The organism is Blastomonas sp. 34TW (assembly GCF_059803595.1).
Map to the genome: position 1 here is coordinate 237,161 of NZ_JAPFGW010000004.1, position 21,718 is coordinate 258,878.

General features: G+C 64.7%; 21 protein-coding genes. 8 read left to right on the plus strand and 13 right to left on the minus strand.

The features are described from left to right. Positions 1-86: 86 nt before the first annotated feature. Both purM and purN read left to right on the plus strand, forming a co-directional pair. Positions 87-1,202, plus strand: coding sequence for a phosphoribosylformylglycinamidine cyclo-ligase (gene purM, locus OPU69_RS07715; protein WP_060979554.1), 1,116 nt, complete (start codon positions 87-89; stop codon positions 1,200-1,202). Next, entirely contained in the window at positions 1,192-2,157 is a 966-nt protein-coding gene (purN, locus tag OPU69_RS07720) for a phosphoribosylglycinamide formyltransferase (RefSeq protein WP_060979553.1), read from the plus strand. Before purM ends, purN begins: the two co-directional genes overlap by 11 nt. On the opposite strand, the gene OPU69_RS07725 is transcribed toward purN, so the two are convergent. The 5 genes from OPU69_RS07725 to OPU69_RS07745 form a co-directional block, all read right to left on the minus strand. Then, a complete protein-coding gene (locus tag OPU69_RS07725; RefSeq protein WP_081096988.1) occupies positions 2,132-3,034 on the minus strand; it encodes an ATP-grasp fold amidoligase family protein in 903 nt (300 codons plus the stop codon). The genes purN and OPU69_RS07725 overlap by 26 nt on opposite strands. Positions 3,035-3,039: 5 nt before the next feature. Further along, positions 3,040-3,462: a nucleoside-diphosphate kinase gene (ndk, locus tag OPU69_RS07730; RefSeq protein WP_023837915.1), complete on the minus strand. Its 423-nt coding sequence runs from the start codon at positions 3,460-3,462 to the stop codon at positions 3,040-3,042. A 123-nt stretch (positions 3,463-3,585) separates the two neighbouring features. After that, positions 3,586-4,074 (minus strand): hypothetical protein, encoded by a 489-nt coding sequence (locus OPU69_RS07735; RefSeq protein ID WP_498510173.1) that lies wholly within the window; start codon positions 4,072-4,074, stop codon positions 3,586-3,588. 11 nt (positions 4,075-4,085) lie between these two features. Further along, entirely contained in the window at positions 4,086-4,553 is a 468-nt protein-coding gene (locus tag OPU69_RS07740) for a DNA polymerase III subunit chi (RefSeq protein ID WP_498510175.1), read from the minus strand. A gap of 231 nt (positions 4,554-4,784) precedes the next feature. After that, positions 4,785-6,251 (minus strand): leucyl aminopeptidase, encoded by a 1,467-nt coding sequence (locus tag OPU69_RS07745; RefSeq protein ID WP_498510177.1) that lies wholly within the window; start codon positions 6,249-6,251, stop codon positions 4,785-4,787. A gap of 323 nt (positions 6,252-6,574) precedes the next feature. Between OPU69_RS07745 and OPU69_RS07750 the strand changes: the two genes are divergently transcribed. The 6 genes from OPU69_RS07750 to OPU69_RS07775 all read left to right on the plus strand — a co-directional run bounded on the left by OPU69_RS07750 (position 6,575) and on the right by OPU69_RS07775 (position 15,985). After that, positions 6,575-8,866, plus strand: a complete 2,292-nt coding sequence (locus OPU69_RS07750) for an LPS-assembly protein LptD (protein WP_498510179.1) — start codon at positions 6,575-6,577, stop codon at positions 8,864-8,866. A gap of 84 nt (positions 8,867-8,950) precedes the next feature. Beyond that, positions 8,951-10,333 carry a peptidylprolyl isomerase gene (locus OPU69_RS07755; protein ID WP_498510181.1) on the plus strand — a complete coding sequence of 461 codons (1,383 nt, stop codon included), beginning with the start codon at positions 8,951-8,953 and terminating at the stop codon, positions 10,331-10,333. Positions 10,334-10,355: 22 nt separating this feature from the next. Beyond that, on the plus strand, positions 10,356-11,351 hold the full coding sequence (gene pdxA / locus OPU69_RS07760) for a 4-hydroxythreonine-4-phosphate dehydrogenase PdxA (protein ID WP_060979814.1): 996 nt from the start codon (positions 10,356-10,358) through the stop codon (positions 11,349-11,351). Then, positions 11,351-12,187, plus strand: a complete 837-nt coding sequence (gene rsmA / locus OPU69_RS07765) for a 16S rRNA (adenine(1518)-N(6)/adenine(1519)-N(6))-dimethyltransferase RsmA (protein WP_498510183.1) — start codon at positions 11,351-11,353, stop codon at positions 12,185-12,187. The genes pdxA and rsmA overlap by 1 nt, the downstream gene beginning before the upstream one ends. Before the next feature lie 124 nt (positions 12,188-12,311). After that, a complete protein-coding gene (locus OPU69_RS07770) occupies positions 12,312-14,054 on the plus strand; it encodes an N-acyl-D-amino-acid deacylase family protein (protein WP_066114466.1) in 1,743 nt (580 codons plus the stop codon). A 143-nt stretch (positions 14,055-14,197) separates the two neighbouring features. Further along, positions 14,198-15,985 carry a putative bifunctional diguanylate cyclase/phosphodiesterase gene (locus tag OPU69_RS07775; protein ID WP_498510186.1) on the plus strand — a complete coding sequence of 596 codons (1,788 nt, stop codon included), beginning with the start codon at positions 14,198-14,200 and terminating at the stop codon, positions 15,983-15,985. Positions 15,986-16,006: 21 nt separating this feature from the next. On the opposite strand, the gene OPU69_RS07780 is transcribed toward OPU69_RS07775, so the two are convergent. From OPU69_RS07780 to OPU69_RS07815, 8 genes are all read right to left on the minus strand, one after another. Continuing rightward, complete coding sequence (locus OPU69_RS07780) at positions 16,007-16,660, minus strand: response regulator transcription factor (protein WP_498510188.1); 654 nt, start codon at positions 16,658-16,660, stop codon at positions 16,007-16,009. A gap of 3 nt (positions 16,661-16,663) precedes the next feature. After that, the gene (locus OPU69_RS07785; protein ID WP_498510190.1) at positions 16,664-18,895 is read right to left on the minus strand and encodes a sensor histidine kinase; all 2,232 of its coding nucleotides are present in this window, start codon (positions 18,893-18,895) and stop codon (positions 16,664-16,666) included. Then, a complete protein-coding gene (locus tag OPU69_RS07790) occupies positions 18,889-19,275 on the minus strand; it encodes a response regulator (protein ID WP_157759182.1) in 387 nt (128 codons plus the stop codon). The genes OPU69_RS07785 and OPU69_RS07790 overlap by 7 nt, the downstream gene beginning before the upstream one ends. Before the next feature lie 35 nt (positions 19,276-19,310). Continuing rightward, complete coding sequence (locus OPU69_RS07795; RefSeq protein ID WP_498510192.1) at positions 19,311-19,580, minus strand: hypothetical protein; 270 nt, start codon at positions 19,578-19,580, stop codon at positions 19,311-19,313. A gap of 110 nt (positions 19,581-19,690) precedes the next feature. Continuing rightward, entirely contained in the window at positions 19,691-20,140 is a 450-nt protein-coding gene (locus OPU69_RS07800) for a chemotaxis protein CheW (protein ID WP_060979822.1), read from the minus strand. Between the two features lie 11 nt (positions 20,141-20,151). After that, the gene (locus tag OPU69_RS07805; RefSeq protein WP_060979823.1) at positions 20,152-20,517 is read right to left on the minus strand and encodes a response regulator; all 366 of its coding nucleotides are present in this window, start codon (positions 20,515-20,517) and stop codon (positions 20,152-20,154) included. 16 nt (positions 20,518-20,533) lie between these two features. After that, entirely contained in the window at positions 20,534-21,055 is a 522-nt protein-coding gene (locus tag OPU69_RS07810) for a chemotaxis protein CheD (protein ID WP_498510195.1), read from the minus strand. Between the two features lie 20 nt (positions 21,056-21,075). Then, positions 21,076-21,718, minus strand: a 643-nt coding sequence (locus OPU69_RS07815) for a CheB methylesterase domain-containing protein (RefSeq protein ID WP_498510197.1), incomplete at its 5' end; no start/stop codon positions are given.

Below are 21,718 nucleotides of genomic sequence, written 5' to 3' on the forward strand. Positions count from 1 at the left end.
CCTGCCCGTCTCCGGCGGCGGCGTGGCCGCTCTTTTGGCGACAATGGCGTGGAAATCCAAGCGAGAAGTCGCTAACCGCTCTGGCCATGACTGACAAGACCGGCGACGCGCCAAATCCGACAAGTTACAGCTATGCTCAAGCAGGTGTTTCGATCGCTGCGGGCAATGCGCTGGTCAAGGCCATCGGGCCCCTGGCCAAGGCGACCGCGCGCCCCGGCGCCAATGCCGAACTGGGGGGCTTTGGCGGCTTTTTCGATCTCAAGGCCGCCGGTTTCAAGGACCCGTTGCTGGTCGCGGCGAACGATGGCGTGGGCACCAAGGTAAAGCTCGCCATCGACCATGACCGGCACGATGCAATCGGCATCGATCTGGTCGCGATGTGCGTCAATGATCTGATCGTTCAGGGTGCCGAGCCGCTGTTTTTCCTCGACTATTTCGCGACCGGCAAGCTCGACACCGGCGTTGCCGAGCGCGTCGTCGCGGGCATTGCCGATGGCTGCAAGCTCGCAGGATGCGCGCTGATCGGCGGCGAGACCGCCGAAATGCCGGGCATGTACGCGCCGGGCGATTACGACCTGGCCGGCTTCTGCGTCGGCGCGGTCGAGCGCGACGAGGTGCTGACCGGCGACCGTGTGAAGCCGGGCGACGTCCTGCTCGGCCTCGCCTCGTCGGGCGTGCATTCGAACGGCTATTCGCTGGTGCGACGTCTCGCAGCCGACAAGGGCTGGAAGATGAACCGCCCGGCCCTGTTCGATCAGGAGATCCTGCTCATCGACGCGCTGATCGCACCGACGCGAATCTATGTGTCTTCGCTGCTGCCGGTGGTGAAATCGGGCCGGATCGCCGCGATGGCGCATATCACCGGCGGCGGCCTGCTCGAGAACATCCCGCGCGTGCTGCCTGAAGGCGCGCATGCGCATGTCGATGCCGATGCCTGGGCCCAGACGCGGTTGATGGCGTTCCTGCAGGCGCAGGGCAATATCGAACCCGAGGAAATGGCGCGCACCTTCAACTGCGGCATCGGCATGGTGCTGGTGGTGGCCGAAAGCGATGTCGCCAGCGTGACCGCCGATCTCGAAGCTGCCGGCGAGACCGTCCACCGCATCGGCCGCATCGAGCCGGGCGACAAGGGCTGTACGGTCAGCGGATCGATCGAGACCTGGAGCGCGAAATCGGCGTGGAGCGCCACCCATGCCGGCTAAGGCCCGGCTCGCCATCCTGATCTCGGGCAGCGGCACCAATATGGCCGCGTTGCTCTATGCCTCGCGCGCGCCATCTTGCCCCTATGAGGTGGTGCTGGTCGCCTCGAACGATCCCAGTGCCGGAGGGCTGAAGCTTGCCGAGGCCGAAGGCGTGCCGACCTTCGCGCTGTCGCACAAGGGCATGGATCGCGAGAGCCATGACGCGGCGATGGACAAGGCCATCCGTGCCAGCGGCGCCGATCATGTCGCGCTTGCCGGCTATATGCGCATCCTCACCCCCGGTTTCGTGCGGAGCTGGGAGGGGCGGATGCTCAACATCCATCCCTCGCTGCTGCCCAAATACAAAGGGCTGCACACGCACCAGCGCGCGATCGATGCGGGGGACAAGGTTGCCGGGTGCAGCGTGCACCTTGTGACGGCAGAGCTCGATGACGGCCCGGTGCTCGGCCAGATCGAGGTTGCGATCCTGCCGGGCGACAGCGCAGAATGCCTCGCCGCGCGCGTGCTGATCGCCGAACACCAGCTCTATTCGCGTACCCTGGCCGATTATGTCTCGCGCGAGAGTGATCCCGACTGGATCGTCGCCAAGGTCGGCGAACTGGCCCTCGCGCTTCCCGAGACCGATGCACGTCCTTCGCACGGCGCGCCCGGCTGGCGCGTCGGGGGCGAGAAGTCGGGCAAGTATTTCGCTTATGTCTCGATCCACCATCATGGCGAGGAAGCGATCGCGCTGCTCGTCAAGACCAGCGGTGCGGACGAGCAGGCCGCGCTGGTGGATCAGGATCCCGAGCTCTATTACTTGCCCAAATTCTACGCGCCCTCGGGCTGGATCGCGATCCGGCTCGATACGGGCCGCACCGATTGGGAGCATATCGCAGACTGGCTGCACCGCAGCTGGCGCAGCGTCGCGCCGAAGCGGCTGACGAAGTTCATGGACATCGCGGCGGAGTTCTGACCGGCAGTTGCTGGCTGCGGGCTTTCGCCCAGAGTTGACCCAGCATGAGGTCGATCTCCGGCGGATCGAACGGATCGAGACCCGAGCCAGGATAGAAGGTCATCTCGCCGAAGCGGGGGGTTCCGGCAATCTCGTAAAAATCGACGCGGACGAAATCGAAGCCCTGCCCCAGCGTTTCGGCGGCCACGATCATCCGGTCCAGCGAGCTGGGCTTGGCAGGGTCGGGATCGCGTGTCGGCGACGAGAAGCGCCGCCACTGGCGGTCGAACAGCATCCAGCGATGCCGCGTCTCCCGCTCCAGATGCACCTGGATGCACGCCACCTCGCCTCCGAAAACATAGAGCTTGTAGTCTATGGGGAGCTGCCCGCCTGTGCCGATAAAAGGTTCGACCAGCAGCCCGCGCGGGATTTCGCGATAGAGCCATTCATCGAGCCAGAGGCCATAGGGTTGGGCCATCCAGGCCTTGCTCCTGCGTCGCACCGCCTCCCAGTCATCGCGCGATGAGCGGACAAAGGCGCGCTGATTGCAGCCATGACGCGACTTGACGACCAGAGGCAGGGGCCAGGCTGGCGTTTCCGGCAGCACATCACCCTGCCAGAGCGTCGGGGTGGTCCATTCGCGTCCGAGCCAGTCGGCCACATAGGCCTTGGCGGCGAGCTTGTCCGAGCAGACCGGCATGCGCGGGTCGCGGTCGACCAGCTTGCGGCGCTGGACGAATTCGGTGAAGCGGCGGGGATCTTCCAGGTCTGGCAGGCGGTGGTGCCGCCAGAAATAGGTCATCGCGATCCGCAGCCTGGCCAGGCGATCGCGGGTGCCGCGCACGGGCGGCGATGCCAGCGCTGCCGGGTTCAGATCGGGCCCGGCAGCGCGTGGCATGATGATCAGCCGACGATTTCTTCCGGCTTGAAGAAATAGGCGATTTCGATCGCGGCATTCTCTTCGCTGTCCGAACCATGGACCGAATTGGCTTCGATGCTCTCGGCCAGTTCCTTGCGGATGGTGCCCGGCTCGGCATTGGCGGGGTTGGTCGCACCCATGATGTCGCGGTTGCGCTTCACGGCGTCTTCGCCTTCCAGCACCTGTACAACAACGGGGCCCGAGATCATGAACTCGACCAGCTCACCGAAGAAAGGACGCTCGCGGTGCACGGCGTAGAAGCCTTCGGCCTGTTCGCGGGTCATGTGGATGCGCTTGGAAGCGACGACGCGCAGGCCGGCTTCTTCCAGCATCTTTGTGACCGCACCGGTCAGGTTGCGACGGGTGGCGTCGGGCTTGATGATCGAAAAGGTCCGGGTGACGGCCATGGGGATGCTCCTGCTATTGGGTGTTGAGCCTCGCGCACGCACGGCGCGATTCGCCGCCGCCCCTAGCGGGCCGGATTGTGCGCTGCAAGGAAAACCGCTGCCGGAGCGGTCTCACCTGCCCGCTCAGCTTGCCCCTGCGATTAGCGTGATCGACGATCCCGCATCCGCGGGAGCAACCTGCAAGGTGAACGAGCCGCCATCCTTCGTTCCTGCGATGGCGCGCATATCGCCGGTGGTGATTTCGGTCTCGACCTTGAAGCCCTTGCCCTCGACCGACTTGCGATACCAGGCGATGACGGCATCGGGCCTGGCGCTGCTTTCCATGACCACCATCGCACCGGTATTGCCGTCGCTGTTGCTGTTCATCGTCGAGACGACCTTGGCACCGGGATAGACTTCCAGCCCGAACGGCAGTTTGGCATCGGTTGCGCCCGCGTTGATGTTGACGGTCGCCGAGCCATCCGCGCTGGTGATCTTGACCTCAGAGGCATCGCCATCGCCCTCGCGGGTCACCTTGACCTCATTGCCCTCAGCATCGCTATAGACGGTCTTCTCGCCGCCGCAGCCTGCCAGCAGCACCACCGCTGCGACTGCCATCAAAGAGTTGCGCATTCCACCGTCTCCTATGGTTCGCGCGCATCCTGACGCTTGCCGGGGGTCTGTTCAACCCATTTGCCGCCATCCTGTTTCCAGTAATGGCGTTCCAGCCCCTCGCGCTCGCCCAGCGCGACCCAGGCCTTGCGCGCATCGGCGATCGTCGCCTCGCCGAACAGCAGGAACACGCGGTCGAAACGCAGCGCCTCGTCGCGCCAAAGCCCGTCGGCCAGCGCGATGAATCGCGCGCCATTGGTGGGCTCGACCCGATCGGCGAGCAGGATCGGCTGCACCTGGGGATTGGGCCCATCGATCTCGCCATGCGCGAGGAAACTGTCGGGCTTGAGCGACCACAAAGCGGTGCTCAACGCCTGACGATGCCCGGCATCGGCCGACAGCACCAGCATGCGCTGCCCGAGCGCCAGCGTGCGCTCCGCCAGAAGCGGCAGCACCCGCTCGGCGGGATCGCGCGTCAGGTGATAAAAATCGACCTGCATTTCTATCGCCTTTGTGTAGGGGAGGTTACCGCACTCCCTCTCTCCCTCGATGGGAGAGGCAGCGAGACTTGGTGGCTCTGCCACCTAGTCGCAGCGGTGAGGGTGATGGTTCGACTTGGTGCAGATTTGGCGTCCCTTGGCCATCGGCAAAATCTGGCAAGGCAACCCCCACCCAACCCTCCCCCATCAAGGGGGAGGGCTTCGAGCCCAGAGCGCCAAATCGCCTTCAGATCAATTCTCGAAATTGTCTGCAATCCACTGATTCAGAAGACGAACCCCATAACCAGTCGCACCCTTGTCCCAGACCGGGCCGGGCTTGTCGGCCCAGACCATGCCGGCAATATCGAGATGCGCCCATTTGACACCGGGCTTGATGAAGCGCTGCAGGAACTGCGCTGCGGTGATCGATCCGCCGCCCTTGGCGCCGACATTCTTCATGTCGGCAATCGGGCTGTCGATCATTTTGTCATAGGCGCTGCTCAGCGGGAAGCGCCACAGCGGATCGCCCGCCAGCTTGCCCGCAGCGGTCAGCTTTTCGGCCAGGCCATCGTCGTTGCTGAACAGCCCGGCATGCTGGTCGGCGAGCGAGATGATGATCGCGCCGGTCAGCGTCGCCAGATCGACGATATATTCGGGCTCGTAATTCTCCTGCGCCCAGTGGAGCGCGTCGCACAGCACCAGACGGCCCTCTGCGTCGGTGTTGATCACCTCGATCGTCTGACCCGACATGCTGGTGACCACGTCGCCGGGGCGCTGGGCATTGCCGTCGGGCATGTTCTCGACCAGTCCGCAAATGCCGACGACATGCGTCTTGGCCTTGCGTCCGGCGAGCGCCTTCATCGTGCCAGCGACCGCGCCTGCGCCGCCCATGTCCCACTTCATGTCTTCCATGCCGGCAGCGGGCTTGATCGAGATGCCGCCCGTATCGAAGGTCACACCCTTGCCGACCAGCACCACAGGCTTGGTATGGGCGTCACCCGTGCCGTTCCAGCGCATCGCGATCAGCCGCGGCGGACGCACCGAACCCTGGGCCACGCCGAGCAGCGCGCCCATGCCGAGCTTGGCCATCTCTTCCTGGCCCAGCACGGTGATCTCCACGCCCAGCGACTCGAGATGCCGGCAGCGTTCGACGAAGCTTTCCGGGTAGATCACGTTCGCAGGCTCGGTCACCAGATCGCGGGTGAAGGCGACGCCCTCGGCAATCGCGGCCTGGTCGGTCCACACCGCACCGAGTCCCGCTGGCCCATTGACGACGCCGATCTCGCCCAGGCTCACCTTCTGCTTCGCGGGCAGCTTGGTGCGATAATGATCGTGCGCCCAGCTGCGCAGCGTCGCACCAAACAGGAACTGGCTCGCGCCCTCGCGATTGCCGCCCAGCGCGCCAAGCCCCATGTCGACGGCGAGCGAGACCACGCCCGAGCGCTGATATTTGGCGACCAGCTGACCGCCGGCGCGCTCCAGATCGGTGCGCGACTGACCGCCAGTGCCGACCAGCGCGACGCGCAGCGTCTTGCCGCCTTCGCTCACGAAAATGTCGAACACCTCGCCCGCGCCGCCCTCGAAACGCGCCGCTTTCGCGCCATCGATCACCACTTTACCGGATTCGAGCGGCAGGTTGAGGCTGGCCAGCTCATCCTTGGCGACCGGATAGGCGATCACGGCATAAGCGTCTGCGGAAGCGTCGAAAACAATGTTCATCAAAGGGTCCCCGAAAGGCGGGCCGGTCGGCCGGTTAATCGATTGTGAACCATGTCGCGCCTATGACAGAGCGGCGCAAAGGGGCGACACGGCGCTGCGTGCCATATTGGTGGCAGATCGCAGCTTGCAAGCGATAGGACAGGTTCGTTTTGTTTGCCAGCATTTGCCGCAGCCTTAAACGGACCATCGAAAGCGGTTTGCGCTCGGGCTTTTGCAGTGCAATAGGCGCGATTCTGGCGCGTGGACGGCCCGTGATTCTGGGCGATAACAACCACCGCATGAATCGACGGATGGCTGGCTTGCGCTTTTCACGGACAGGTTTGTTGCTGGGATCGGCGCTGCTCGCAGCGCAGGCTGCCCCTGCGCTCGCCGCGGACCAGGCCGTAGCGCAACCCGTCTGCACACGCACCAGCTATCTGCTCGGCGAGAATCTGACGTTCACGCGCAAGGACATCGTGCGCTATGCCGATGACCAGAGCGCGCCTGCCGCAGGCGCCGCCGGCGAGGAACAGCAGGTCATCGAATTCACTGCCGACCGGCTCGATTATGACAGCAATGCCGATGTCGTCACCGCCACCGGCAACGTGCTGCTGGTCCGCGAAGACCAGTCGCTGGTCGCCGACACCGTCACCTGGGATCGCAAGAGCGGCCAGGTGCGCGCCAATGGCGGCGTCCAGATCACCGATGCCGAAGGCAACAAGCTTTACGGCGATTCGATCGAGCTGACCGAATCGATCCGCGATGGCGTGATCGAGAATATCCTGGTCGTGCTCGAAGCCGGCGGCCGCATGGTCGCCAGCCGTGGCACCCGGACCGATGGCGTCATCACGCTCGAAAATGCCGCCTATTCGGCCTGTCTGGTGGAAACCCCCACCGGCAAGCCCAAGAAGCCGAGCTGGCAGCTCCGCGCGATCAAGGTGGTCTATAACCCTGCCGACAAGCGCGTGCGTTATGACGGCGCGCGGCTCGAGCTGTTCGGCCTGCCCGTCATCCCGATGCCCGGGCTCAGCCATCCGGTGGGCGAAGGCAGCGGATCGGGCATACTCGTTCCCGATATCCGCTTCAGCCAGGCCAATGGCGTCCAGCTCAGCCTGCCTTATTATATCAGCCTGGCGCCCAATCGCGATCTGACCGTCACCGGATCGGTGTTCACCGAAGCGCTGCCGATGGTGAATGCGACCTATCGCGCGCTCACCGATCGCGGGGCCTATCAGATCACCGGCTATGCCACCGCCGGATCACGCATCCCGGTGGGTGCCGGCAATGTCGCGCCGGACAGCCAGAACGATTTTCGCGGCTATTTCGATGCGACGGGTCGGTTCCAGCTGGACGAGGCGTGGAGCATCAGCGGATCGATCCGTGCGGTCACCGACCGCACCTTCCTGCGCCGCTATGACGTGAGCCGCGAAGACCGGCTGCGTTCGACGATAGAGGCGGAGCGGATTGGGCCGAACAGCTATTTCTCGCTCGCCGGTTGGGCGACACAGACCTTGCGCGTCAATGATCCGCAGGGCCAGGTGCCGATCGCGCTGCCGGTGGTCGACTGGCGCTATCGCATGCCCGACCAGGTTGCGGGCGGGAAGGTCGAGTTCCAGCTCAACACGCTCGCCATCGGCCGCACCTCCGGCCAGGACACGCAGCGCGCCTTTGCTCAGGCCCGCTGGGACATGCGCCGCCTGACCGGCCTTGGCCAGGAATTCACATTGACCGCACTGGCGCGCGGCGACGTCTACAACAGCAGCGACAATGCGCTCACTAACACGCTGATCTATCGCGGCGAATCCGGCCTCAAGGCGCGCGCCAGCGGATCGATCGCGGCGGACATGCGCTGGCCGTTCGTCGGCGAAGCCTTTGGCGGCACCCAGGTGCTGAGCCCGCGCGTGCAGGTCGTGGCAACTCCCACTACGGGCAATCTGGAACTGCCCAACGAGGATTCGCGCGCGATCGAACTGGAAGACAGCAATCTTTTCTCGCTCAATCGTCTGCCCGGCTATGACCGGATGGAAGAGGGCGTGCGCGTCGTCTACGGGGTCGAATGGTCGCTCCAGCGTCCGGGCATGCAATTGAACGCCGTCGTCGGGCAAAGCTATCGCTTCGATGACGAGCGCGATTTCCTGCCCGAAGGCACGGGCCTGGGCAATCGCACCTCGGACGTGGTCGGGCGGCTGGACCTGAAGCTGCGCAACTTCATCCGCTACACCCACCGCTTCCGGCTCGACAAGGACAATCTTGCGGTGCGCCGCAACGAAGTCGATGTCACCGTGGGTGGTCGCCAGACCTATGTCCAGGTAGGCTATCTCAGGCTCAACCGCGATATCGGTCCGGAGATCGAGGACCTGCAGGACCGCGAGGAACTACGTGTCGCAGGTCGGGTGCGCATCGCGCGCTACTGGTCGATCTTCGGTGCAGGCGTGTTCGATCTCAGCGATCGCGAAGAGGACCCGGCGCTGCAGGCGGACGGCTTCCAGCCTATCCGCACCCGGCTGGGCGTCGCCTATGAAGATGACTGCCTCGAGCTCGGCGTCACCTGGCGGCGCGACTATATCCCGGTGGGCGATGCCCAGCGCGGCGATACCTTTCTGCTGCGTGTCGCCCTGCGCAACCTTGGCTTTTGATCGCAAAGGCGATATTCACCGCCCCGCTCAGCCACGGTTAAGCCGATTTTGGGCAAGGGGTCGCTTTGTCCCATTCAGGAAGATATGAGCTTGCACGCATTGAACACTTTCGCGATCCGTACCCGCAAGCTGGCCCGGACCACGCTGGCCAGCGCGCTGATCGCCGGCCTCGCCCTCCCCGCCACCGGCCAGACGGTGCAGGATGATGCAGCGGCGATGCCCGACACCTCGCTCAACGTGCCCGAGGGGCTGACGATCTTCGGCAAGCAGGACCCGAATGTCCGCCGCGCCACCGCAATCGTCAACAGCGAGATCATCACCGGCACCGATATTGACGAGCGCGTGGCGCTGATCCTCGCCGCCAACGACGCGCCGGTTTCCGACGAAGAGCGCCAGCGCCTGCGCCTTCAGGTCCTTCGCAACCTGATCGACGAGACGCTGCAGATCCAGGAAGCCGCCGCCAACGACATCAAGGTCGACGAGAACCAGGTCGAGCGGACCTATGCGCAGGTCGCGCAGCAGAATTTCCGGCGCGATACCGGCGCGCTCGACAAGTATCTGGCCAGCATCGGCTCCTCGCCGCGCTCGCTCAAGCGCCAGATCCGCGGCGAACTCGCCTGGCAGCGCCTGCTCGGCCGCAACGTCACCCCCTTCATCAACGTCTCCGAAGAGGAGGTGAAGGAAGTCATCGAGCGATTGAAGGCCAACAAGGGTACCGAGGAATATCGCATCGGCGAAATCTACCTCTCCGCCAACTCGCAGAACCGTGCCGAAGTCGCCAGGAACGCGGCACAGATCGTGCAGCAGCTGCAGCAGGGCGGATCGTTCGTCGCCTATGCCCGCCAGTTTTCCGAGGCCTCGACCGCAGCGGTGGGCGGCGATCTGGGCTGGATCCAGCTCGGACAGCTGCCGCCCGCGCTCGGCGTCGTTGCACGTGACATGCAGGTCGGCCAGCTCGCAGGACCGATCGAGATTCCCGGCGGCTTCTCGCTGATCTATCTGATCGACAAGCGCCAGGTGCTGACCGCCAACCCGCGCGATGCTCTGCTCGGCCTCAAGCAGCTTTCGATCGCCTTTCCGCCCGGCATCTCAGAGGCCGATGCGACCAGGCGCGCGTCCGAGTTCGCTTCGGCTACGCGGCAGATCAAGGGTTGCGGCGCGGCCGATGAGATCGCCAAGCAGCTCGGCGCCACTGTCACCAACAACGATCAGGTGCCCGTGCGCGAACTGCCTGCGCCGTTGCAGGACACGCTGCTCGCCCTGTCGATCGGCGAAGCGACCCAGCCTTTCGGCTCGGTCAAGGATGGCGTGCGCGTGCTCGTGCTTTGCGGCCGCGATGACCCTTCGGCCGATGGCGGCCCCAGCCCCGAACAGCTGATGGCCAATATGGAAGAGGAAAAGGTCAATCGCCGCGCGCAGATCTATCTGCGCGACCTTCGCCGCGACGCCGTGATCGAGTATAACTGATGCACCCCGGTCGGTGCCTCGCGTGACGCAATTGCTGGCCATTTCGGCCGGTGATCCCGCCGGTATCGGCCCGGAAATCATCGGCAAGAGCTGGGACGCGCGCGAGGCCGAGGGTCTGACGCCGTTTTTTGCCGTGGGCGACCCACGCGCGTTCGAGGCGGTGTGGAGCGGGCCGATCCAGGTCATCGGCGACCCCGGAGAGGCGCGAGACGCCTTTGCTACCGCCTTGCCCGTGCTGCCGGTCATCGACAGCGGCACGGTGATCCCCGGCGAGCCCGATCTCGACGGCGCGCGCTGCGCGCTGCAGGCACTGGAAATGGGCGTGGGTCTGGCGCGCGCAGGCACGGCCTGCGGCATCGTGACGGCGCCGATCTCCAAGATCCAGCTGCAGAAGGTCGGTTTCAACTTTCCCGGCCAGACCGAATTCATCGCCGAGGCCTGCGGCGTTTCGCGCCAGAATGTCGCGATGCTGCTCGCCGGTCCCGAACTGCGCGTCATTCCGATCACGGTGCATATCGGTATCGCCGATGTGCCGGGAGCGCTGTCGACCGAACTCATCGTCAATCGGGCGCGTGCGGCGGCCAAGGGGCTGGCGCGCAATTTCGGCATCGAGCGCCCGCGCCTCGCCATTGCCGGGCTCAACCCGCATGCCGGCGAGCAGGGCAGCATGGGCCGCGAGGAGATGGAGATCATCCAGCCCGCGATCGACATCCTGCGCGACGAGGGCTTTCTGGTGGCAGGCCCCCTGCCCGCCGACACCATGTTCCACGCCGCTGCGCGAGCGCGATATGACGTGGCGCTATGCCAATATCACGACCAGGCGCTGATCCCGGTCAAGGCGCTGCATTTCGACGATGCGGTCAACATGACTTTGGGCCTGCCGATCGTGCGCACCTCGCCCGACCATGGCACCGCGTTCGACATCGCGGGCAAAGGGCTGGCCAGCCCGCGTTCGATGATCGCCGCGATCCGCATGGCGGGTGCGGCCTGGACACATCGCCAGTCGTACGACGGTTGATGCGCACGCCCGTCCCTGCCCTGCCCCCACTGCGTGACGTCATCGCGCGCCATGGCCTCGCTGCGAGCAAGGCGCTGGGGCAGAATTTCCTGCTCGACGAGCAATTGCTCGACCGGATCGCGGCGGTGCCCGGAGAGCTGGACGGGCAGGATGTGCTCGAGATCGGCCCAGGCCCGGGCGGGCTGACACGGGCGCTGCTCCGCGCCGGGGCAAACGTCACCGCGATCGAGCGCGATCGGCGCTGCCTGCCGGCGCTCGCCGAACTGGGCGAAGCCTTTCCGGGCCAATTGAAGGTGATCGAGGGCGATGCGCTCGAGATCCCGCTCGCGAGCGTGATGCCCGGCCCGTGCCATATCGCGTCCAACCTGCCCTATAATGTCGGAACCGCGCTGCTGATCGGCTGGCTGAGCGGGCAGGACTGGCCGCCGCAATGGTTGTCGCTCACGCTGATGTTCCAGCGCGAGGTCGCCGACCGGATCGTCGCCGCGCCCGACAGCGATGCCTATGGCAGGCTCGCGATCCTCAGCCAGTGGCGCTGCCACGCGCGGCTGGCGATGAAGGTGCACCGCAGCGCCTTCACCCCGCCGCCCAAGGTGATGTCGGCGATCGTGCATCTGACGCCGGCGGAGATGCCCGTCGGGATCAGGGCCGCGCGGCTAGAGGCGATCACGGCTGCCGCCTTCGGCCAGCGACGCAAGATGCTGCGCCAGAGCCTCAAGGGCCTGCCCGGCGCGCTCGCGGCGCTGGAAGCCGTGGGGATCGACCCGGCGCGGCGGGCCGAGACGCTGAGCGTCGAGGAGTTCCTGGCGGTGGCGCGGGCCATGGAGACGGTCTGAGCGGTTGCGCAACCATACCGCTACCCCCTTCCCTTTCGCCGAAACTCGCGTAGCATCCCCACCGAACCGTCAGACGACCAGGCAGCAGACCCGGCGCGGCGGCAAGGATGAGGAGCCTGAACCGGTGTACGACCTGATCATTCGCAATGGCACGATCTACGATGGCCTGGGCGGCGCGCCCTTTGTCGGCGATATCGCCATCACCGGCGACACCATCGCGGTGGTCGGCAAGGTCAACGGGCCGGGACGCCAGGAAATCGATGCCGAAGGGCTGATCGTCACACCGGGATTTGTCGATGTCCACACGCATTATGACGGCCAGGCGACCTGGGATGACGTCATGGCGCCATCGTCCTGGCACGGCGTGACCACGGTCGTGATGGGCAATTGCGGTGTCGGCTTTGCGCCAGCGGCGCCCGACAAGCACGAATGGCTGATCGGTCTGATGGAAGGCGTCGAGGACATTCCGGGCACCGCGCTGGCCGAAGGGATGAGCTGGGACTGGGAGACTTTCCCCGAATATCTCGACTCGCTCGAGCGTCTGCCGCGCACGATCGATATCGGCACGCACGTGCCGCATGGCGCTGTGCGCGCCTATGTGATGGGCGAGCGCGGCGCGGCCAATGAAGAGCCGACCGATGCGGACATCGCTGCGATGTCGAGAATCGTCGAGGATGGGCTGCGCGCAGGCGCGCTCGGTTTTTCGTCCTCGCGCACGGTGCTGCACAAGTCGATCGACGGCGAGCTGGTTCCCGGCACGACCGCAACCGCGCGCGAACTGATCGGCATCGGCCGCGCGATGGGCAATGTCGGCTATGGCGTGTTTGAAATGGCCTCCGACCTCGTTCCCGAATGGAAGGAGTTCGACTGGATGACCGCGCTGTCGAAGGAGACGGGGCTGCCTGTCACCTTCGCGATGCTGCAATCGCCGATGAAGCAGATGCACTGGACCGAACAGATGGCGGCGTGCGAGGAGGCCAATCGCACCGGCGGGCATGTCGTCGCGCAGATCTCGTTGCGCGGCACCGGCGTGGTCATGGCGTGGCGCGGTACGGTCCACCCGTTCGTCCAGCGGCCGAGCTGGCAGGCGATCGCAGGCCTGCCATGGGAAGAGCAGCTGGCCCATCTCAAGGATCCTGCCTTCAAGGCGAAGCTGCTCGCCGAGGACAATTTGCCGCCGCCCTCGATGGATACCGCTGCCCTGTTCATGCTGGTCACCGCCGGATGGGCGCTGCAATTCCCGCTCGTCGACGGCTTCAGCTACGAACCGACACGTGAGGAGAGCATCGCGCTCGTTGCCGATGCGGCTGGGCGCGATCCGGCGGAATATGCCTATGACGTGCTGATGGAAAATGAGGGCACCGGGTTCATCTATCTGCCCATTCTCAACTATCAGGACGGCAATCTGGAATTCATCAAGGGGCTGCTCGAACGCGACGATACCGTGGTTTCGCTCTCGGATGGCGGCGCGCATTGCGGCACGATCTGCGATGCCGCAGCGCCCACCTTCCTGCTGAGCTACTGGGCGCGCGACCGCAAGGCGGGCACGATCCCGGTGGAACTCGCGGTCAAGCGCCAGTGCCACGATACTGCGCGGCTCTATGGCCTCAACGATCGCGGCGTCCTCAAGCCCGGCTATCTGGCCGACGTCAACGTGATCGACTTCAAGCGGCTGCGCCTATCGCGCCCCTGGCTCGCGTTCGATCTGCCCGCCGGCGGCAAGCGGTTGCTGCAAAAGGCCGATGGCTATATCGCCACGATCAAGTCGGGCGAGATTACCTTCCGCGACGGCGAAGTAACGGCAGCGCGGCCCGGCACGTTGATCCGCGGCCCGCAAAATGTCGAGCAGCGCGTCGCGGCCGAATGACCCTGGCGCCCTGAATCGGGCCGGGGCTGCGCGTCTCTGAGGCGTGGCCGCCCCGGCTGCACACGTACCGTAGAAACCCTGTATTTCACCCTTTGTTAAGCGGCCAAGCGCTGACTCGACAGAGCAAGATGCAGGAAAATTCTATGTCGGTTCAAAGGGATGCGAGCGAATTTCGGAACGGGACCAGCCCCGTTAGCGAGGCGGAAGGCCAGCGGCTCGACCGTGAACTGGCTATCCTGCAAAGCCGCAGCCTGTTGCAGAGCGGGCAGCTCCAAGAGCTTGCCGATCTCGCCAATTTCCAGCGCGAGGCGCTCGACGCTGCCGCGATCGTCGCCGTCACCGACCGGGCGGGAAGGATCACATCGGTCAATGCCAAGTTCTGCGAACTGAGCGGCTATTCCGAGGCCGAGCTCATCGGTGCGAACCATCGCATCCTTGCCTCCGGGGCGCATGACCGCGCCTTTTTCCAGAACCTTTACCGCACCATATCGCGGGGCAATGTCTGGCACGATGTGATCTGCAACCGCGCCAAGTGTGGGCGGCTCTACTGGGTAGATACCACCATCGTCCCGCATCGCGACCGGTCGGGCTATACCGCGATCCGTTTCGACGTCACGCCGCAGAAGGAGGCAGAGCAGCGGCTCTGGCGGCTGGCCAATATCGATCCGCTGACCCGGCTGGCCAACCGCCGCCGCTTCCTGGAGCTGATGGTCACGGCGACATGCAAGGGAACACCGTTCGCCACCGCGATCCTGGATATCGATCATTTCAAGGACATCAACGACAGCGCCGGGCACCATGCCGGAGACCAGTTGCTGATCGCGGTTGGTCAGGCTCTGCGTGCAGAACTGGGCGAATGCGATGCCATCGGCCGGCTTGGCGGCGACGAATTCGCCGTCATCCTGCACGAGGAGGATGGCACGCACCTCCAGCAGCGGCTCGACGGCGTTCTCGCCGCACTGCGGCGCAAGCCAGTCGCAGAGATGGATGACTGCACCATCCATGCCAGCATCGGCGCAGCGCTGTTTCCGCGCGACGGAAAGGACGCTGCGAGCCTGCTGAAGAGCGCCGACCTTGCGCTCTATGCGGCCAAGCAATCCGGGCGGGGCTGCGCGCGCCGATTCAAGCCCTCCTACCGCGAGGCGGCCGACCAGCGCGCCGGCCTGCGCACTGCGATCACGCATGCCATGGAACGCAATGAGCTGTTCATCCTCTACCAGCCGATCGTCAATCTGGCCGGTGGTCAGCCGATGGCGTTCGAGGCGCTGCTGCGCTGGCGACGCGCGGATGGAGGCATTCACACGCCCGCCACCTTCGGAGAGGTGTTCGAAGACGAGCAGATCGCCGCGGAGATCGGCAATTTCGTGCTCACCGAGGTGCTCGGTCAGATCGATCGGTGGAAGGCGGAGGGCGTTCCGTTCCAGTGGATCGCGATCAACGCGACGCTCGGCGATTTTCGCGCGCGCGCCTTTGTCGACAGGATCGCCGATGCGGTCGAAAGCGGCCGGATCAGCGGCGAGCAGCTGTGCATCGAGATTACCGAAGGCATGTTGCTCGATCGCGGCGCCAGAGCGGTGCGCGACGCAGTCGACCGGCTCAATGCGCTGGGGGTCGAGATTGCCTTTGATGATTTCGGCACCGGGTTCGCCTCGCTCACCCATTTGCGCCAGCTGCCGATCAACCATGTCAAGATCGATCGCAGCTTCATCGAAGCGATCTGCGTCGATGGCAAGGACCGCGTGATCGTGGAAAGCGTCATCGATCTGGCGCACCGGCTGGGGCTGAAAGTGGTCGCGGAGGGGGTCGAGCAGGCTGCGCAGGCCCGGCTGCTCAGACGGCTCGAATGCGACAGCATACAGGGCTTCCTGATCGCCCCGGCGCTGACCGAGGCGCTGGCGACCGATTTTGTCCGCCGCGATATCGCCTGCTGATCTGTTATCGACGCAGGTGATTCAGGCTTCCGGATGCGTGCGGAGGATCGCGCCGCGCGGCTCCAGCCCCGCCTCCATTGCGATTTGCACCGCTTCGGCCAGACTGCGCACGCCCAGCTTGCTCATCAGCTGCGCGCGATAGGCTTCGACCGTGCGTGGCGACAGGTTGAGCCGATAGGCAATGATCTTGTTCGCCAGCCCCAGCACCATCCCGCACAGCACATCGCGCTCGCGATCGGACAGCCGCCCGATCAGCTCCTCGGCCTGGCGGCGTCGGCTGTCCTGCTGGACTTCCTGCAACTGACGGTTGACCGCGCTGCCGATCGACCGGACGAGATCGTCGACATGGAACGGCTTTTCGAGAAAGTCTATCGCCCCAGCGTGGATCGCACGCACCGCCGTGGAGACAGATCCAGCGCCGGTCAGCATCACGATCTTGTGCGGACTGCCGCGATCGACCAGGGCCTGCTGCACGTCCATGCCGCCCAGGCCCGGCATGTTGAGGTGGAGCACCACGCAGCCCGGTGTCAGCTCGGCCTGCTGCGCAACAAATCCATCGCCGCTGTCGAAAGCCTGGACGACAAATCCCCGCAATTCCAGCGCTTCACTCAGTTCTGCGCGCACCTCGGCATCGTCATCGACAATGTAAACGTGGCGTGCTTCGCGCATGTCCATCGTTCAACCTCCTTTGGCCAGAGGAAAGCGCAGGGTCAGCGTGGCCCCCGGCGCCTGCGCATTATCGGCAATCGCGATCGATCCGCCAACCTCGTCCATGATCTGCCGACAGACGAACAATCCCAATCCCGTTCCCTTGCCTTCGGGCTTGGTGGTGCAGAACGCATTGAAGGCATTGCTGCGGATGCTGGGGTCAAGCCCGGCGCCATTGTCCTGCACGTTAAGCACGATGGTCTGGTCAAGCTGCTCCACCTGCACCCTGACCGCGCCCATGATCGACGCGTCTTCCTCATTCTCGCGCCGCGTATCGATCGAGTCGGCAGCGTTCTGCAGGGCGTTGACGATAATCTGTTCGATCCCGATCCGCGGCAGCGACATCAGGGGCAGCGCATCCGGAATCACGATCTGCAGGTCGATATCGCGCTCGGTCATTACAGGGCGCATGAATCGAACGGCATTCCGGACCGCCTGGCAGATATCCATGTCGACCCGCTCGTCCCGCTCGGTTCTGGCATAGGACGAGGTGCGCTGGATGATGGCGTTGGCCCGTTCGACCTGTTCGACGATCCGCCCGAGCTTGGCCGCCATGCGTTCAGGATCGATCTGGCCGCTCTGCATCAGCAACTGGGCGTTTTCCGCCGCCAGCGAGATGGTGAACAGCGGCTGGCGCAGTTCATGGCTCAGCGCAGAGGCCATGCCGCCCAATTCCATCAGGCGTGCGCTGTGGCGCATCTGCGTCTGAAACGCCTTGGCGGTGCGCAAGCGGATGAGACAGCCATAACGCCAGCTGTCGCTCTCCTGATCGTAATCGCGTGCGATCAGCAGATACCATTGATCATCCTGGTCCCGCCCGCGGCGAAATTCGACCATGATTTCGCCCTGCCCCGCGAGCGACTGGAAATGCGCACTGTCGCCGGAGTGCACAGCCAGGCTGGCGCTGCGCCGTCCCGACGTGGGATCGATCTTCGCGTAACGCAATTCTCCGCGCTGGGCGTCGAACCGGATATCGCTGAGCAGCCTGAGATCGATCGCCGATCTGAGCTCCTCGACCGTTCGCATCAGGTGCACGCGCTGACGTTCGAACGCCACGAACTCGTTATTGGCGGCGATGAACGCGCCAACCAACCGATCGGCTTCGCGAAACGGCGCGGTTGGGCGCGTGGTGACATAGCTTCGGCCAAAGCCGAGCAGCGCCTGGCTGAGCACGCGCGAGGAGCGACGCACCGACGCGCCGAACATCAGCAGCCCGATCTGGGCGAGGCCCAGATACGCCATGAGCGGCGAGATGCCGTTCAAGACATCGCGATACAGATCGATGACATGCCCACGCGGTGAAACGAGCGCCATCTCGCCTGCGCCAAGCGGGACTGCATAGCACATGTCGAGCCAATAGCGCAGCGACTGCCGTCCGGTGCCATCGCCGCGGCCATCGTCGAATACATGGCACCCAAGGCCAGGGCCAGCCTGCCCCATCGCACTCGACGCAACCTTCATGAAGGGCATGGGAGTATCGACGCCGTGCATGCTCAACCAATAGGTCCTGCCGGATTGCAACGCGTTGCGATAGGGCAAGGCGTGGACGGCGGAAACGACATCCTGATGATGCAGTTCCAGTCGCTCATTCACATGGTTTAGTTCGCCCAGCAGAAACAGCATCGCTGCGCCGGCCACCGCTATCGAAACGAGCGCCTCGATCGATTGCTGAAGACCCAGTTTGCGGACCCGCCGAACACGGCCACGCGTCGTGTCGACCAGCACCGCGAGCAGAACCAGGTCAGCGCAGGCCGCGAGCAACGTTTCGCACAGGATGCGGCGCACTGCGATATCCAGCACGATCTCGGGCGACAGCGGTTGCGGAAAAGTCAGCCAGATGAGGCTGGCGATCGCGCCGACCAGGAGCTGATAGAAAAACGTGACCGTCGAAAGACTGCGATCCTCGCCGGAAAAGCGGTCTATCGCCAGGACATGCCCGATGGCCAGCAGCACCGACATCGGATGCCCCCACCACCAAAGTGAAGGAAGCATGGTGGCGATTGCCGTGACCAGGCCCGCTTTCAATCCGAACCAGCGATAGGCGAGGAGGTAGAAAAGCGGGCCGAGATAGAATTCGAACCCCGGCGCGGCGACCAGACGGATCGCCGAAAGCCCGGTAGCGGCGGCAAGCGCCAGCAGCGCCATCGGCCACAGATAGGGCAGCACGACACGAAAGCCCTGGGGATAGTTGACGCTCAGCATCGGCCTGCCTCCGCTGCATCGGCAACGATCCGGCGCAGCGTCTTGGCATCAATCGGCTTGTGCAGAAGGCCTGTGGTGATTGATGCGATATCGCGCTGCGCCGCCGCCGTCAGATCGACATGCGCGGTCATCAGATAGCAATGGTCGGCCGCAGGGGCATTGGCCAGATCGCCCAGCGCCCTGAGCACGTCGAGCCCGCTTTCGGCGCGCAGCTTGTAGTCGCACAGCACCAGATCGAACGGCTGCAGCTTCCAGGCATGCATCGCCTGTGCACCGTCGGGCACGCCGATGGCTATCGCGCCGAGCGCCTTGAGCAGCTCGACAAGCTCGCCCCGCAAGGCGTCATCGTCCTCGACGATAAGGATATTCGGCGTGTACACGCTGTTCACCCTTACCAAAGATGGTTGACCAATGGTTAATCGAGCGCCTTTTCCAAGCGTTCGCGCAACTGTTCCAGCGGGGTATGGGCGATCGCCGACTGCGGATCCTCGGCGCGCAGCACGGCAGCAAGCGCAAGCTGTTGCTGGCCGATCATGTCGAGCGCCTGAAGGCTGTTCATATGTGCGGCAACCAGCGCAGGGTCGCTGCACAGCAGTTCGCCCAATCGTTCGATCTCTTGCCGGGCGCAATCGAGCTCGTCCGCGATCTGCAACCGCAGCTTGTGCGAGAGTGCCGCCCTGCTCATGCTGCGGCCCCTTTTGGCCAAATATCGTGCAGCATCCGCTCCGCTTGGCGGACCTCTGCGCGTTGGTGCTTGGACGTCATCATCGTTGAGCCATCCCTCCCGATCCAGCCTTACGCAGCCTCCAGAACCGCGGCCATATCGGCCCCTGCGCCCATGTATCCGAGCTTCAGGATCATGGCCATGCGGTCTTCCACGCTCGCGAGCCCCTCCAGCATGTTTTCGGTATCGGGTCCGCCCATGTTCGGCGGCGGCTGGATTTCCGAATCGTCGACCGTGACGATATCGTTGACGCTGCCGACGATGAGCCCGGTCATCTGTCCTGCAATTTCGACGACGATGATCACGTTACGCTCGTTGGGCTCGACCCTGCCCCAGCCGAGCCGTTCAGACAGGTCGATCACCGGAAGGACCAACCCGCGCAGGTTCACCACGCCGCGGACGAACGGTGGAGCATTGGGGATCGGCGTGGTCGGCGTCCAGGCGCGGATTTCGCGAACAGCCATAATGTCGACGGCGAGCATCTTGGCATCAATCTCGAACGTGATGAGCTGTATCTGCATCGGCTTCTGCCTCAATGGATCACACGGCGGATGGCCGAGTTGAGCTTTTCCGGATCGAACGGCTTGGCGATCCACCCGGTGGCTCCTGCTGCCCGTGCCCGCGCCTTGCTGGCGGGAGCGCTTTCGGTGGTGAGCACCAGGATGGGAAGATCGCGCATGGTCTCGCGGCTTCTGAGCTGCTCGATCAGCGCCAGGCCATCGAGCCGGGGCATGGTGATATCGGTAATGACCAGTTGCGGCTGATGGGTCTCGAGCCATTCGAGCGCGGCGAGCCCGTCCTCGGCTTCCACGACCTTGTGGCCGGCTCCGGTCAGCGCCTCGCGCAACACCATTCTCAGGCTCGGGCTGTCATCCACGGTGAGTATCGCCTTGGTCATCCTACCCCCTCCTCCATCAGAACAGTTCGACATCGCCGGTGGTGACCGGGACCCGCGCTACGGGCGCCTGCGGGACATCGCCCTGCACGGACCGGCAGCGCACCCGGCCGGTTGCAGGCTGCAGATCGAGCCGCCGAGCCTGCACCCCGCCGGTGTCCGAACGCACCAGCTCGATGCCATCCGCCCGCAGAAATTCCTCGGCAAAGCGGGTGTTCTCGGTGCCTATCGCGCGCATCCCGCTGTGCATGTTGGCACCCCCATAAAGGTGCGCACGCATGGTCGCCCTGACAGCCCCGAGCTTGATCATCTCGTTGACCAGCAGTTCCATGGCATACAGGCCATAGCGCCGCGCATCGTCGCCCAGGCCCGATCGAGAGCTCGGCGGCGAGGCGAGCAGGAAATGGTTCATGCCGCCGATCCTGGCCACCGGATCGTGCAGGCAGCAGGCGATGCAGCTCCCGAGCACGGTGGTCAGCACCACATCGGGGTCGCGCGAGACCTCGAACTCGCCCTGGAGCACATTACGGCGGATCGTCATCGGGGCATTCCCAGCCGTGTTCAGCATTGGCATAGCTCCAATATCCTCTCCGCGATCCTGTCCAATGGTAGGATCTGTTCGGCCGCTCCGCATTCGGCTGCAACCTTGGGCATCCCGAAGACCAGCGCGCTGGACTCGTCCTGAGCGATTGTGCGCATGCCGAGGTTACGAAGTTTTAAAAGCCCCTGCGCGCCATCATCGCCCATGCCGGTCAGCACGACCGCGACCACCTTGCCTGCAGGCCGGTGGGTCAGTGATTCGAACATGCAATCAGCCGAGGGTCGATGCCCGTTGACCGGGGGCGCATCGAGCAGCCGACAGCGCAGCGGCGAGGCATGCTCCACGACGAGATGCTGCGCACCGCCCGGTGCAATGCAGACCATGCCCTGCCTGATCGGCATGCCGTCCAGCGCCTCGACGACGTGCGGCAGGCTGTGCCGGTCCAGCCGATCGGCGAACAGCGGGGTTATGCCGCAGGGCATGTGCTGGACGATCAGCGTCGGGGGACAATCGGCTGGGAAGCCTGTCACGATCCGCTGGATCGCCTCCACCCCGCCGGTAGAGGCTGCGATTGCGACCATGGCACCGTTCCAGCGAAAGCCGGTCTTCGGCACGCCGTTTTCAAGGCTCCGCGATCTGCAAGGGCCGGGGGGGGGGGGGGGG

What these genes read in the sequence shown, in the direction of transcription:
- purM (WP_060979554.1), top strand. Translation starts at nt 87, where the DNA reads ATGACTGACAAGACCGGCGACGCGCCAAATCCGACAAGTTACAGCTAT.
- purN (WP_060979553.1), top strand. Translation starts at nt 1,192, where the DNA reads ATGCCGGCTAAGGCCCGGCTCGCCATCCTGATCTCGGGCAGCGGCACC.
- OPU69_RS07725 (WP_081096988.1), bottom strand. Translation starts at nt 3,034, where the DNA reads ATGCCACGCGCTGCCGGGCCCGATCTGAACCCGGCAGCGCTGGCATCG.
- ndk (WP_023837915.1), bottom strand. Translation starts at nt 3,462, where the DNA reads ATGGCCGTCACCCGGACCTTTTCGATCATCAAGCCCGACGCCACCCGT.
- OPU69_RS07735 (WP_498510173.1), bottom strand. Translation starts at nt 4,074, where the DNA reads ATGCGCAACTCTTTGATGGCAGTCGCAGCGGTGGTGCTGCTGGCAGGC.
- OPU69_RS07740 (WP_498510175.1), bottom strand. Translation starts at nt 4,553, where the DNA reads ATGCAGGTCGATTTTTATCACCTGACGCGCGATCCCGCCGAGCGGGTG.
- OPU69_RS07745 (WP_498510177.1), bottom strand. Translation starts at nt 6,251, where the DNA reads ATGAACATTGTTTTCGACGCTTCCGCAGACGCTTATGCCGTGATCGCC.
- OPU69_RS07755 (WP_498510181.1), top strand. Translation starts at nt 8,951, where the DNA reads ATGAGCTTGCACGCATTGAACACTTTCGCGATCCGTACCCGCAAGCTG.
- rsmA (WP_498510183.1), top strand. Translation starts at nt 11,351, where the DNA reads ATGCGCACGCCCGTCCCTGCCCTGCCCCCACTGCGTGACGTCATCGCG.
- OPU69_RS07775 (WP_498510186.1), top strand. Translation starts at nt 14,198, where the DNA reads ATGTCGGTTCAAAGGGATGCGAGCGAATTTCGGAACGGGACCAGCCCC.
- OPU69_RS07780 (WP_498510188.1), bottom strand. Translation starts at nt 16,660, where the DNA reads ATGGACATGCGCGAAGCACGCCACGTTTACATTGTCGATGACGATGCC.
- OPU69_RS07785 (WP_498510190.1), bottom strand. Translation starts at nt 18,895, where the DNA reads ATGCTGAGCGTCAACTATCCCCAGGGCTTTCGTGTCGTGCTGCCCTAT.
- OPU69_RS07795 (WP_498510192.1), bottom strand. Translation starts at nt 19,580, where the DNA reads ATGAGCAGGGCGGCACTCTCGCACAAGCTGCGGTTGCAGATCGCGGAC.
- OPU69_RS07800 (WP_060979822.1), bottom strand. Translation starts at nt 20,140, where the DNA reads ATGCAGATACAGCTCATCACGTTCGAGATTGATGCCAAGATGCTCGCC.
- OPU69_RS07805 (WP_060979823.1), bottom strand. Translation starts at nt 20,517, where the DNA reads ATGACCAAGGCGATACTCACCGTGGATGACAGCCCGAGCCTGAGAATG.
- OPU69_RS07810 (WP_498510195.1), bottom strand. Translation starts at nt 21,055, where the DNA reads ATGACGATCCGCCGTAATGTGCTCCAGGGCGAGTTCGAGGTCTCGCGC.